This window comes from Deltaproteobacteria bacterium, from assembly GCA_019309045.1.
Lineage (GTDB): Bacteria > Desulfobacterota > Syntrophobacteria > BM002 > BM002 > JAFDGZ01.
In genome coordinates this window covers 1-13,483 of sequence record JAFDGZ010000076.1, presented here as the reverse complement: position 1 = coordinate 13,483, position 13,483 = coordinate 1, and the positions used below count along the sequence as shown (strand labels likewise).

At 49.4% G+C, this 13,483-nt stretch carries 14 protein-coding genes; 13 read left to right on the top strand and 1 reads right to left on the bottom strand.

Annotated elements, in window-relative coordinates:
- The 10 genes from JRI89_13920 to JRI89_13875 all read left to right on the top strand — a co-directional run.
- Nucleotides 1-776, top strand: a 776-nt coding sequence (locus JRI89_13920; protein MBW2072337.1) for a glycoside hydrolase family 130 protein, incomplete at its 5' end; no start/stop codon positions are given.
- A 599-nt stretch (nt 777-1,375) separates the two neighbouring features.
- Nucleotides 1,376-1,783, top strand: a complete 408-nt coding sequence (locus JRI89_13915) for a desulfoferrodoxin (protein ID MBW2072336.1) — start codon at nt 1,376-1,378, stop codon at nt 1,781-1,783.
- A gap of 75 nt (nt 1,784-1,858) precedes the next feature.
- Nucleotides 1,859-2,560 (top strand): hypothetical protein, encoded by a 702-nt coding sequence (locus JRI89_13910; GenBank protein ID MBW2072335.1) that lies wholly within the window; start codon nt 1,859-1,861, stop codon nt 2,558-2,560.
- Between the two features lie 150 nt (nt 2,561-2,710).
- Nucleotides 2,711-3,037, top strand: a complete 327-nt coding sequence (locus JRI89_13905; GenBank protein ID MBW2072334.1) for a zinc ribbon domain-containing protein — start codon at nt 2,711-2,713, stop codon at nt 3,035-3,037.
- Between the two features lie 153 nt (nt 3,038-3,190).
- Entirely contained in the window at nt 3,191-3,442 is a 252-nt protein-coding gene (locus tag JRI89_13900; GenBank protein MBW2072333.1) for a bacteriophage holin, read from the top strand.
- 255 nt (nt 3,443-3,697) lie between these two features.
- Nucleotides 3,698-4,144: a hypothetical protein gene (locus JRI89_13895; protein MBW2072332.1), complete on the top strand. Its 447-nt coding sequence runs from the start codon at nt 3,698-3,700 to the stop codon at nt 4,142-4,144.
- A 924-nt stretch (nt 4,145-5,068) separates the two neighbouring features.
- Nucleotides 5,069-5,818, top strand: a complete 750-nt coding sequence (locus JRI89_13890; GenBank protein MBW2072331.1) for a hypothetical protein — start codon at nt 5,069-5,071, stop codon at nt 5,816-5,818.
- 229 nt (nt 5,819-6,047) lie between these two features.
- Nucleotides 6,048-6,461: a hypothetical protein gene (locus JRI89_13885; GenBank protein MBW2072330.1), complete on the top strand. Its 414-nt coding sequence runs from the start codon at nt 6,048-6,050 to the stop codon at nt 6,459-6,461.
- Nucleotides 6,458-8,713 (top strand): hypothetical protein, encoded by a 2,256-nt coding sequence (locus JRI89_13880; protein ID MBW2072329.1) that lies wholly within the window; start codon nt 6,458-6,460, stop codon nt 8,711-8,713. Before JRI89_13885 ends, JRI89_13880 begins: the two co-directional genes overlap by 4 nt.
- A 12-nt stretch (nt 8,714-8,725) precedes the next feature.
- The gene (locus tag JRI89_13875; protein ID MBW2072328.1) at nt 8,726-9,565 is read left to right on the top strand and encodes a hypothetical protein; all 840 of its coding nucleotides are present in this window, start codon (nt 8,726-8,728) and stop codon (nt 9,563-9,565) included.
- A 115-nt stretch (nt 9,566-9,680) separates the two neighbouring features.
- Here JRI89_13875 and JRI89_13870 read toward each other — a convergent pair whose 3' ends face one another.
- Nucleotides 9,681-10,211 (bottom strand): hypothetical protein, encoded by a 531-nt coding sequence (locus JRI89_13870; protein MBW2072327.1) that lies wholly within the window; start codon nt 10,209-10,211, stop codon nt 9,681-9,683.
- A 194-nt stretch (nt 10,212-10,405) separates the two neighbouring features.
- Here JRI89_13870 and JRI89_13865 point away from each other — a divergent pair, with 194 nt between their 5' ends.
- The 3 genes from JRI89_13865 (at nt 10,406) to JRI89_13855 (ending at nt 13,028) form a co-directional block, all read left to right on the top strand.
- Complete coding sequence (locus JRI89_13865; GenBank protein ID MBW2072326.1) at nt 10,406-10,591, top strand: hypothetical protein; 186 nt, start codon at nt 10,406-10,408, stop codon at nt 10,589-10,591.
- A gap of 235 nt (nt 10,592-10,826) precedes the next feature.
- Nucleotides 10,827-11,027 (top strand): cold-shock protein, encoded by a 201-nt coding sequence (locus JRI89_13860; protein ID MBW2072325.1) that lies wholly within the window; start codon nt 10,827-10,829, stop codon nt 11,025-11,027.
- Nucleotides 11,028-11,420: 393 nt separating this feature from the next.
- On the top strand, nt 11,421-13,028 hold the full coding sequence (locus JRI89_13855; protein ID MBW2072324.1) for a sigma 54-interacting transcriptional regulator: 1,608 nt from the start codon (nt 11,421-11,423) through the stop codon (nt 13,026-13,028).
- Nucleotides 13,029-13,483 lie beyond the last annotated feature (455 nt).

Genomic DNA, 13,483 nt, shown 5'->3' with positions numbered 1-13,483 from the left:
TAGCCGAAAGTGATGACGGTTTTCACTTCACTGTCAGGCCGCAACCGTTTCTCTTGCCTGTGACCAATGGGGCAGAGGCGCCCTATGAGGAATTTGGGGTGGAAGATCCCCGGATTACCTTCGTGGATGGGGCCTACCTGATCACCTATAGCGCTTATTCCAGATATGGCGTCCGCATTGGACTGGCCCGAACTGTCGATTTTCAAGATGTGGAGAGATTGGGCTTTATTACCCAGGCTGACTACAGAAACGTGGTGCTTTTTCCGCAGAAGTTCCGTGGACGCTACCTTCGGCTGGACCGCCCTCATTCCCAGATGCTGCCCTGGTCGATCTGGATATCTTATTCCCCAGACCTGCGCCACTGGGGCGACTCGAGGGTAGTGATCAAGCCTTTGCCATACCACTGGGATGAAATGAAGGTGGGACCTGGGGCGCCGCCCTTCAAAACGGCAAAAGGCTGGCTGCACATTTTTCATGGGGTATTCGAGACCATGGATGGTGCTGTGTATCGCCTGGGTGTTGCCCTGCATGATTCAGATGATCCTGCCAGAGTTCTTGGGGTGGCCGACGAGTGGATTCTCCAGCCAGAAGATCCGTGGGAAGTGAGCGGCTACGTCCACAATGTGGTTTTTACCTGCGGCGCCATACCGGAGGATGACGGCACAGTCAAGATATACTGGGGCGGCGCCGACACAGTCATGTGCGTCGGCACCGCCCTGGTTGAGGAGTTGACCGAGTTGTGTTTGAAAAAACCGCGTCCGCCTCTAGGCTGCTGATGCAGGCTGACTCTACGTAATAAATTCCTTTTAACTGCGACCAACCTTACAAAAGGGTGAGTGTCAGAATCCCTTTTGTCTATACTTCTTTCTCCCTGCCAACACCCTCGCCGGTACATGCCCCCTGATTGGCAGGGATTCTTTGTGGGGTTATCCATGACTTTTGTGGTAAGAAACCAGAATGCACCACTTACTTGCCCGGACCTGGCATGTTATGCTTTAAGGGTGATAGCAAAATGAAAGTGCATCCCTTCTCGCCGCACGATCGGTAGCCGCAATCTTCAGGTTGCGCATGCGGCCTTTATCAAAATGGTGCTATGGCGCAATTGATTTTGGGAATCGATAGCAGGACAGGGCAACGCAGGCTAAAGCCTTCAGCTACCAACTCATTGCCGTGCAGGCAACCCGTGTCACACTCTGTCAATCAATACTGGTTGTCAGGTCGCACTTTCATTTTGCTATCAATCTTTAATAATTATAATAGATGGTTTCTACCATCTCGCTTCAGTCTTTTTCAGTTAAAAGAAGGTCTTACAGGTCAAGATGAAACAGAGAAAATCTGAACATAACCAGGATTCGTTTTATGAAAGGAGACCAGTATGCAGAGAAGAAGGGATTTCATCAAGACCTCCCTCGTGATGGCAGGCGGCATGGTCCTCAGCAGTACGGCAAAGGTTGGCGCCAGTGGCAGCGAGTTTCCCAAAGGTGTTATCTACACAAAGGACAACCCTGGGCAGTGGTCCAAGAAAGCTGCCACCCATGCACCTCAGGTGAAAGTGGAAGGCAAAAAGGTGACCATCAGCACTCCACATCCCATGTCAGAGAAGCACTACATCGTGCGTCATACCCTTGTCACTGATGATGGTAAGGTACTCGGAGCTAAAACTTTCTATCCTGTGGATCAACCTGTATCCACCTATGAGGTGAACGTTGACAAAGGCTCGAGGCTCTACGCTACCAGTTTCTGCAATCTGCACGACTTCTGGATCTCCGTAGTTATTGTCTGAGAGGATGGTGGTTTTCTGCAATAACGCAACGCTCCTCCTGTCTACCCCGTAAATCCAGGAGGAGGAGAAAAGAAAATGAACCGACAGACGAAAATCTTGCTGGCCTTCGCCCTGGGTATACTGCTGATTGCCGCTGCTGCTCCAGGCGAAGCGGGGCGGGGACATTTTGCTGCAAGGTACGGCCATACCAGCGGACATGCTGGATACAAGTCTGCGGCGCGAACAGGTCCCAAAGCTCCTTATCACGGTTCCGGCTATAGATCCCACGCATCCAGGAGATTTCATCGCAGGGAGTACCACGGCAAAGGCCAGCGCTCCAGGCCTTACTATTCCAAAAAGCAGTACCCCTCTTTCCTCAGCTACCGCCGGGACAAACATTACAGGTGTCCACGGTACCATCATCGGCATTATCATCCGGCATTATGTCCGAATTATTGCCTCTACTCAGGCATTCCTTACTTGTATATAGGTAATTACGTAAGAGAAGACACTTCTGCCAGAGAGAAACCCGAAGCTGCAGACCAGCAGATAAGCAATAGTTCTTCCACAAAGGGTGCGGCCGAACCCCGGGTGAAGATAATTAGGGAATGGGTGCCGCCGGTAATGGAACGGGTGAAGGTGCCCGGCTACTGGGCATACGGTGCCAGGCGCATCTGGACAGGCACTCTCTGGAAATTCGAGACGGATCCGGAAAAGAAGATATGGGTGGAGGAGTCATACGAGTGGAGAGAAAAACAACCCGGATACTATAAAGAGAAGGTGATAGTCCTGAAATAGCTTTCTGGTTCCCAGGAGAGGCTTGCGACTTCCATGTCATAGATCATAATTGAGTGATTCGGCTAATGGCGACGGTCTGGCCTTTGCCGGATGAATCCTTTGTCAGATAGAACTCCGCGCCTTCGGTGGACTCTAGTCAGAGACACAATAATGAAAAAGTGCCCTTTCTGCGCCGAAGAAATTCAGGATGAAGCCATAAAGTGCAAGCACTGCGGTGAGTTCCTGAATGCTTCCCGGCGCCCGAGCTTTACCGGGGAGACGATGCCGTGGTATTTTCGCAAGTCCTTTATAGTGCTTGCAGTTTGTTTTGTAGGACCCCTGGCATTGCCACTGATCTGGTGGCGACCACGAACGTCTGCGGCATGGAAGATCGGACTCACTGTAGGGATACTGGTTCTCAGCTGGATCTTGCTGCAAACGACAATGGAATCCATCCGCGTTCTCAAGGAGTATTACCAGACAATAGAAGGATTGTAAAATAATCGGCGGCCAGCACAACCCGGCGACTGGGCTTGCATCGGGGTTTTGGACAGCATATTTGGTATCATAACATTGCAGCTACTTGGCAGTCTGTAGTGCTAGGCGACCTGCCTGTACCTCATATGAAAACCTAGAAGATGAGCAGGGGCAATGGAGAAGCTAAGTGTGAAAGGGCTGGCAGTCGGACTTGGAGTTTCGTGGGCAACCTGCATGCTGTTTGCCGGATGGGCCTCCATATTCGGCTGGTGTACGAAGTTTGTTGAAATAATGTCCTCAATTTATATTGGCTTCAAACCAAGCTTTCTAGGAGGCATCATTGGAGCCATATGGGGATTTGCCGACGGCGCCATAGGCGGCGCCATAATCGCCATAGTTTATAACGCAGTCACAACAAAGAAATAATTCTTCGATGTTGGCTGGCGTCAGCCATGTGGAAGACTGCAAGAACCGCTGACCCCGACAGGTTCACGGCCGCGCTGTTTAGCAGGTGGGCACCTCCACTTGTTGCAGCGTGGAGATGCCGCCAGACCACTTCGCCCTGACTCGGGCCGCACCGCCTCGCCCGACAAACCAGCTTGCCGAAGCAGTTGCCATGAACCTGTTAGATGAGCAGCATTACACTTTAGCTACCCTCCAGGCGAAGAATCCAGGCAATCCATGAAAAAGACGATTCTCTACCGGTTGTTCAAAATTGGCCGTATACCCAAGGAATTGCGTCCTGTGCTTGCTGCAGAAGGTGTGCTGGTTTGTGATGAGGGCATTGCTGGCTGCATAACAACGAGGGATTTTCGGGCGCTGGGCAAGCGCTGCAAATATCGCCTGACGGGTTTTTCCGGCTTCCTGGCAATCAGGCGCCGACGGCTGATTGCCTATGCCTATTGGCAGAGGTTGATAAACGTGCAATTTGAGGATGGCAAACTGTCAGCAATTCATGCAAAGCTGATCAATAGAAATCGGCTTGAACTGTCATTCGAGTCGTCAATTTTTCACGAGGACTGCTCGGGCAGGATCGCCCTGCGGTTCAAGACGCTCCGGGCACATGAGTTTTACGATGTAATCGAGAAAATCAAGCGCGGAGACTCTCCAGGGGACGCTTCTGCTTGAGGCAGCCGGGCTCCATCGGTAGACTGCCTGCAGTTTTGCCTTCTTTCATTTGAAAGGATTGGCATAGGTAGGATCTTGACAACAAATGAATAGCAGAATGTGTCGTAAGTATTGTAGTTATCACTTATTTTCTCACCAATACCTTCCTAAGTATTGTAACTGCCAATAGTAAGGTCTTAGTTTTTGCCTAGTTTGTATATATTATACCCTAATAAAGTGCTAAAATGGCAAATATATGGTTTATTACACAAGGTATATCATACTAATGGCTTATACAGTGAGCAAATAGATCCTTGATTTTAGCTGCAAAAGATTACAATAGTTCAGGTGACAAATTAATTAATATGCTTATTCTAATTAGGCTGCTTGATTTTAACAGCTATTAACCATTTTTATATAGGGAGATATATTATATAAGATCTAATTTAGCTATAAGGACTGTTAAGCATAAATTGCCTAATTTAGTCTAGAATTTATCATACAATCATAGTCGGGATTCGAGTAGTCGTTTTCAACTAACTTTGGTGATTTTTACATTGTGAAATAGTGCATTTTGTGATATTATAGCGAAATAAGGACGTTAGTATTTCTCAACTAGGTAATATAGTAGTTTTATTGTTAATTTAGCTACGGTTAATATTTTATTGCAACTTTAAAACCAAAAGTGCTGCTAACAGCTAGAGATAATACATCTTTTTGCTCTAATTAACTGGACAGTAGTTCCTTGAGTCTCGTTTGAAGTTCACTTGAACCTGTTTCCTTCTGAGTTCTCTCTAAATCTGAGCCGGCCCGGAACTGTAAGAGCAGATTGCAGCCTATTCTTACCACGTGGATGGTGCCAAGACAGTATCGTTGTGCAGTTTTGAATAAGCTACTGGTACAGGAGGATTCGCAACGTCTCGGGACATTTACCAAGGGGGGGCTATGGAAAAGCGAGACAAGGTACAGCACTTAATCTTGTTTGTACTCGTACTGTATTTGCTGTGTGCCGGCTGTGCAGGGCCGGGCCAGCCCACTGCTCAGGTGACTCACATGCAGGGGCCTTCAGTACAGGAGGCCATGATGGAGAGGTATGATGGCCCCAAGGCCAGAGTCGCCCTGGGCGACTTTCAGGTGAAGGCGGCGGGGGCAACAGCGGTCATCGGCGATGGTTTGCGAGAGATGCTGCTGACAGCGCTGTTCAACAGCAACCGTTTCATTATCCTCGAACGGCAGGCCATCCAGGATGTCATGTTGGAGCAGGACCTGAGCGCCAGCGGCAGAGTAAAGAGGCCTACAGCAGCTCCGATAGGTCATCTGGAGGGCGCCGAGATTCTAGTGTACGGAGTGGTCACCGAGTTCGAGATGGAGAGTTCAGGCGCTGGCGTTGGTTTTGCCTTCACAGGAGTTCCATTCAATTTTGGCGGCGGCGTGAAAAATGCCCATATGGCCATAGATCTTCGCGCGATTGACACAGTCACCGGCAGAGTTCTCCTGGCCACCAGGGTGGAAGGCAAGGCCTCAGACTACGATGCAGCCGTGAGGACCAAATTCGGCGGCGGCGGCTCAGCCGTACCGGTTTCTCTGTCGGCCTTCAGCAACACCCCTATGGAAAAGGCCATAAGGGTCTGCATAGAGCAGGCCGTGGAGTATCTGTGCACCAGGACCCCTGAACATTATTATCACTGGGAATGAATTCAGCAGGCAGTTTCAGAGACTTTTGAAGTAATACCGGTTCGATTGAGATCGATTATCGTAATCAAGGATCTGTATCATGCTTTTTCCTGCACGGAAGCAAAGAGAAGAATCGGGGCGAAGCCTTTGCCCGCTGCTCTGTCTGTTCTTTCTTGTTCTGTTCTGTCTGGTTCTTGCACGACCGTTGTGCCTCCCAGCTGGAGAAGAAATCGATGACCGGATAGACGTGATGGCTGAGCTGGGCATGCCAGGCTCTTTCGTCATAGTGATGCTCGAAGACGATTCCATTCCTGGCAAGTGGCACCGGATGGAGACCTGGAGCTATTACAGCTTGAGCGTACAGTTTTATTTTCTTGATGGAATCCTCGTAGATTCAGATGAGATGCCAGAGGCCTCGGCAACGATCCTTCTTGCAAATATGTACAGTCCTGATCAGTTCGAGGCTGGCATGAACATGGAGGAGGTGAAGTCGAAGATTATTGGGGAAACCCCTTTCGGAGAGGTGTCGCTGGAAAAGGAGATCATTCCTGATGCCCGCATTATTGGTTCAGATCAACTCCTGCTCGGCTTTATTGAGGAAAACCTTGTGTATGTGGAGACGCTGCCGGTGGTTTTATCCGATAACAAAGGGAAGGTTCAGTGAGGAAAGTAAAGTTTAAGCAGTTTTCTATTTTTCTTGCAGTCATAGTCCTCCTGGGAATCTTTTCCCCTCCTTCTGATGTGTGCGGCGGCCTGGGCCGTCTTTTTAAATGGGTGGATGGAGTGTGCAGAAGAGTGGAAAGAGCGATCAACAAAGCAACACCGCTCATCACTGTCATTGGGGTTGCCAAGGAAATCGACAGGAAAAAGAGAAACGAGGCGGCTTTGAATAAGAGGGCCGAACAGGAGAAGGAAAAAGGCGATGCCTGGGCAAGAAGTATAAAGAACAGAGCACTCGAACAGTACAAGGACAACGAAATCTCCGCATCGGAAATGATGGCCCGATACCGAAAGGCGCAACGCGTTCAGCAGTATTTTAATGAACGTGCAGAGACTCTGGAGGTTCTGGCTCGCAGGGAAGGAAGACTGCACCTGGAGAAAAAGATAATTCCAATCGCTATTTCAAAAACCATGCGTACCACGAGAATACAGGAGAGAATCCGTAAAATCAATTCGGCCTTCAAGGATTTTCATGGAAAAATTGGCCACCTTGTAGCAAAGGCGGTTGAGCTTGAGAACAAGATTGGAGACAAGCAGAAAGACATAATAAGGAAAGCAAAGGGCTATTTTGATGAGGTGGCCAAAGTGCACAACAAACTTGTGGAAGTCAGACGTAAAATGAAAGAGGCTGGTATCCACGATCGCAGACTTGAGCGGTTGCTCGACAAAGTCCAGGAATTCACCTATGGGGCAGCTAAAACTGCTCGAGGTATGGCCGAAACAGGGTATGTGGCGGGTGAAGAATTAAAGAAGCTGGTTGGCAGTGCAAAAAAACAGCTTCAGATAGCCCAAAAGGAGATAGTCAAGAGGCAGACAGAGATCCAGAACAGTGTGCAACACGCTCGCCGGATGAGGGCAAAGGCAAGTCCAGTGGATCCAGTGGGCGCCATCATTGCCGAGTCTCCAGAATATAAGAAGGCAAAGGAACAGATTTTCGACGCGTGGCTGAAAAAGCAACAGGGGAGTGACGAAGAAGAGAGAAAGTATGCGATTGGTCAAAGGCTCAGAGACCTTGATGCTCGATGGAAAAAAAGTGGCGATCCAGAAGAAAGACGACGGATCGAGTATCAAATGGCACTGCTTAACAAGAGACTGGATGAAATCAAAGCGAAATCAGCTGAGCAACAAACGCAAAAACAGGAGGAACAGGGGGCAACGAGAAAAGAAAAAAAGGCCGTCTGCGGTCCAAATGAAGAACCTAATGCGCAGGGGGTATGTGTCTGCAAATCTGGATATGAACCTGTTTCAGGAAAGTGCCTGCCTGTATGTGGTGCTAACCAGAGCAGGAATGGGAGTGGAGTTTGTGTTTGCGACTCGGGATTTGAACTATTCAAGGGCACGTGTGTTCCTGTGTGCGGACCTAACGAGATGCGGGCCGATTCCGGAGCCTGTATGTGCGTGACCGGTTACAGCCGCGGGGAGAGCGGTGCCTGTGTTCCTGTTATGGACGTTGGTGCAAAAGGTACAAGAGATTTCCAGAAACTTTATGCTGAGAGGGAGCGCAGGAGAAGCGGGGAAGTGGAGTCCTTCAGGCGTCGGGATAACGATCGAACTTTCTACGGTGAAGGTCATGAGGACCAAGGCCGTGGAACGTATGGAAAAATGAGGCAAAAGGTAAACAGGGGCCTGCAGGAGATGGAGGAATCTGAGCGTCAAAAGGGGCGACAGAGGCGAGGAAGAAAACACCGAGATAAGAAGAAGCCTTCAGTGAACGCAAACAAAAATGCAAAACCAGGGTCGACGTCTTCATCAGAGGGACAGCAGAAGACAAGAAGTGGGGACTGGCAGGAGGAGATGTTTGACATCTCCGAGATGTCAGAAAAAGACAAGAAGATGTACGGAGGGTCATTAAGTGGATCAGAAGGAAACAACAAAGCTGCAGATGAAAGCAAGTGGTATTTCTGGCACCAGTGTGAAGCAGTTGGCGTCTGGTGTCATCTGAATTTGAGCCAGATGACCAGGGAGTATCTGGAGAAGAGCAAAAAGAAGAAGGTTGCAGGCCCCTATAACAGCCAGGACGAGGCCCAACGCGCCCTCTGTGGGATGATGAGCAATATTTTTGATGTGAACAGTCCTACTGCCGTCTATCCAGGAGTGAAGGCGACAGTGGCCGGGCAGGTTTTTGATGTGGGCGGTTACGTTGAGTGGAACAAGGGTGCCAAGAAGTATAAATGCCGTATGCCTGGCGCACAATGACAGGGAGCATAAATGAATATTTTCAAGCAGCCACTGATGCTTGTTTCTGTAATTGTCTTTTTCAACGTTGCAGCACTGCCCTGCTTGAGTGTGGCTGCAAGTACACGCTCTGCAGATCCCTGTTCTCGGGCCAGGAACGATTACCTTGCTGCTGAACAGGAGTGGTCTTCGACAAATGCCGAAGTTGCCTTCCTGCGCCAGGAACTTGAAAGACTTAGAGACCTTCGTTGGCAGACAAAGGCCACGGTGAGCGTTTTGGACGAGGCCAACAGAATTCTAGCAGAAAAGGGCAGCCTCAGTATTGAAGAAAGGATGACTCTCAATGCCCGAATTCCAGAGGATGGAGGCAAGATAAATTCTGACGGCACCTTTCGTCTGAATGATTCCGAAACTGCGCCTCTCAGAGAAGCGAGGAGTGTACTCGGCCATATTTTGTCATGGTCTGACGAAAATATCGAAAAGACAGAAACGGAGTTGAAAGAGAAAGAGGGGAAAAGTCATCAGCTCATTCAGAGACTGGCTGAAATGGAGGCAGTGGTTGAAAAAGAATGTAGAGCTGCCGGCGGTCTGACTCCGTGGGAGCAGGGGTTGCCGCGGACATCTGCTGAAGGTATCTATCAGCGTTATGTGGACAGGGAGAGGAGAAGACAGCAGGAAGTTGAGAGCCGCCGCTGGGCGGACCTGGAGAGATTCTGGCTGAAAAGGCACTATTACCGTCGCCCTTTCTGGCCCTGCCGTCCCTATGACCCCTGCTATCGCTACAATCCGTTATCACCTTACCAATACTATCCTTACCGTCATCCAGTGCCTGACTATTATATGTCTTCGCCATATTCTCCATATTACCCATAATCCAGGCACAGAGATTGTTGCCGTCCATTGAGAACGCGTATACCCGTTGTTCAGAATGCTGCGCATTCTAGGCGGGAAGATGGCAGGTCTGCCATCTTGATTAGACGTTGTACATCTACCTCCTGGGAAATTTCAATCTTCTTACGTAGTTGTTGAGATAATCACCAAAGATTCCGCCCAACCGATTGTTTGCGGCGCTGCGCCATTTTTCCGGCAACTCATATCCTGTCTCCTCTTGCACAAAATCTATCCAGAAGCTCACGGGATTGCTCTTGCGCCCGGAGGCGTCTCGAATGAAGAAGCTGACCACAAACCTCTCACCATTCAGCGAAAAGGACGCCGGCGTGCTAGCATAAAGGTAGCCGGAAAAAGCCTTCCTGTTATTACCGCGCAAGAAAGTGGATTCATAATTGAGAACCTGCCTGTTGCGCGGCGCAATTGCTGACACAATGAGGCGCATGTCGCCATCCTGATCTTCGCCTGCCAGAAATACTTTCCAGACCTGACCCGGTTTGACCTTCTGCGTTGCCCAGGAATCAAGCAGAACAGGACTGTGCAGGGTCAGGTCTTTGAGGTTCTCTCTGACGCCAAGATCGCAGCCAGATATGAGTGAGGTGAAAAGGAGAACTATGACAAGTCTTTTCATGGCCTGTTCCTTTTTTGTTTTGAGTCTAGAGGGAAGTGCGCTGGCCCGTTTGCAATGTCTGGGCGGCTGGTCATTAGCTTGTTGATTTGCTAGCATACATGAGCATGCAGACCAAGTCGAGACCCACAATGGGAGAATATTCGAGGTCCTGTGATCGTGGATTAGTATTGACACTTTCTTTCCTTCAAAAAATAATGCTTCACAATCTCAGGGATCCAGCTGTTCCCTACTGGCACGAGAAAGAGTACAAAAAATTGGTGGAAAAGGTAGGCCGCAGCCAGAACCTCACGGTGCTGCCGGTTCCGGGTTACGGCCATTGCAATTTCAAGAGTTGGCAGGTCCTTGGCGCCTTTTACCTTCTCCTGGGCCAGACCTACTGAAAGCTGTTGAAGCTTAGTGGCTGAGGCAGGCTAGACTCCCTTTTTTGGTGAAGCGTATTTTTTTGTAAAAGATGCGGAAAATTATAGGTGCTTTCCACTTGACCAGATTTTTTCTCTGTATTATAAGTTCAATCGAGGTTCGCAAGTCAGTAAGGCTTTACAAGGATTGGTTCCTTTGCCACAGTGGCGGCCTGCTGGAACTTGGAACATAGATTTATTTAAGGAGGTCTGCGCTATGGCAGAAGGAACAGTCAAATGGTTCAGTGATCAGAAGGGCTATGGTTTTATCGAGCAAGATGGGGGAGGGGACATATTCGTGCACCACTCAGCCATCGACATGCCTGGATTCAAGACTCTCTCAGAAGGTGACCGGGTGAGTTTTGAAGTAGGGCAGGGGACCAAAGGCCCCGCCGCTCAGAACGTCAAGAAGATCTAATTTTACTGAACAATAGCTGAGAAGGCATCTCGCTGAAGCAGGCGAGGTGCCTTTTTTGTTTCAGCCGCACAGAACTCCAGACTCCTGTCTGCAGATGCAGCGGCAGCCCAGAGGGCTCATGAACTTGCAAGCGAGAGATACCCCCGGCTCCTGCCGGGGGAGTGTCAATTATTTCCCCAGTCACACTTCGTGATTTATATTTCTCCCTCTCCTTTACGCCTGAGAGGTTTCCATGAAAAAATGCCCTTGCAGACTTTCTCCCCGGACAGTATAGATGAGAGTAGCAGATTGCCCTGAAGTCGTCTCTCTGGAAGCTCGTTGGAAGTGATGCGGGTGGAATTCTGCATTTGCTGGAAAGATCTCTGATTGTTGAAAGGCCGGGAGAGTGAAGTGATGAGCAGCGGTAAACAGAAAAGCTCTAAAAAGTCTGACCACAGGCGCGAGCATGAAGAATTGCAATCTCTCTGGAAGATCAGCCAATCGCTTTATCAATACTTGAATGTGAACGATCTGATCCTCCATATAATCAAACAGATAACAGAGGTAATGAATGCAGAGACTGCCTCTGTCATCCTCTATGATGACCAGAGGGACGAACTGGTATTTCGCTGGTCAAGTGACATTCCTGAAAGAGCAGATAAGCTTGAGGAGATGCGTTTCCCGGCAAATCATGGCATTGCCGGCAGCGTATTTGCCAGCGGCCGACCTGAGATAATTCTCGATGTGGAAAAAGACTACCGTCATTATAGTAAAGTGGACTCCGCTACTAAATTCCGGACGAGATCAATGGTGGCAGTACCGCTCAAGACCAAGGTGGAAACCATAGGCGTACTGGAGGTAATAAACAAGAGACTAGGACATTTCGACAACGCAGATCTCAATTTCCTTGTCACCCTTGCCCCCATCATTGCCATGGCCCTGGATAATGCCAGGATGTGTTCCCAGTTGAACGAGGCCTACAAGCAGCTGCAGCTGATAGATAAGGGAAAGGATGAGTTGATCAGGAGAACCAGAAACGAGGTGGTCTACCTCCGACGCGAGGTGGAGCGACGACATCGCTTCAGTCAGATTATCGGCAACAGTCAGAAGATGATTGAGGTGTTCAAACTGTGCGAAAAGGTAGTAGATTCGGCCATCACTGTTCATATTTATGGGGAGACCGGAACCGGCAAAGAACTGGTGGCCCGCACGATTCACTACAATGGCCCGCGGCGTGACAAACCATTTGTCAGTCAGAATTGTGGGGGAATTCCGGATACGTTGTTGGCAAGCGAACTTTTTGGCCAGAAGAAAGGGGCCTTTACCGGAGCGTTCAAGGATAAGAAGGGACTCTTTGAAATGGCGCACGGGGGTACAGTTTTCCTGGACGAGGTGGGCGACACCTCGCCGGCCATGCAGATGAGCCTGCTCAGGGTGCTGCAGGAAGGGGAGATCAAGCCGCTCGGCTCCGAGCGAAGCAAGAAGGTGGATGTAAGGATCATTTCTGCAAGCAATCAGGATCTTGCTGAAGAGGTGAAGGCTGGCAGATTCAGAGAAGATCTCCTCTACCGCCTCTGTGTCTTTACCATTGAGCTGCCGCCGCTGAGAGAGAGAAAAGAAGACATTCCTTTGCTGGCGGCGCACTTTGTCAAGCAGTTCAGAAAAAAGACAAAAAAGCCAGTGAGAGGGCTCAGCCGCAAGGCTATCGAATGCCTGAGCAGGTACAATTTTCCAGGCAATGTGAGAGAGCTCGAAAATGAAATCGAAAGGGCGATAGCCATGGCTGGTACCAGCCAGTTTATCGAACCATCTCATCTTTCTGAGAAGATAACCATGAGAGGAAGGACAGAGGAACTCGAGGTCAGATTGGACGGTACTCTGAAAGAGATGGTCACAGAGCTGGAAAAATCTGTCTTGAAAGATAGACTTGAGAAGTACAGGGGCAACAAGACCAGGGTTGCCAGAGATCTTGGGTTGAGCCGCTATGGCCTTATAAAAAAAATACAGAGATACAACCTCTGACAGCCTGCTGTCAAGCTTGTTGCCACCTTGTGGCAACTTAGTTTACACTTCTCTAACATGCTGTTATACATGCCTTTCTTCGCAATTTCCTACTTTTCGTCAATCTGATTGACATATCAGGCGTAGCGCAGCTCTTCGAAACCGGCCCAATACCATTTCCCACAGTATAGAATATTTAACTGGCATTTCAGATAGTTGAAGACTGATTTGATTGGCAACCCAGGTCCTGTCAGCAGATGGCATGTCTTTCGCAGTCTTGACAGGACAAAATTATCTGCATTCAGGATCATACCAGTATCAGGAGCAGCCGGCCATGCAAAAAACAACTCTGATTACCATGATTGCCAGCCTCCTGCTGGTGACAGATCCTGGGGGCAGTTGGATGTCGAGAGGGTTCGGACATGCGGGTTTTCTGTCCCTGCCGACCTGGCAGGTATTGAGCAGCGTCAGCCATA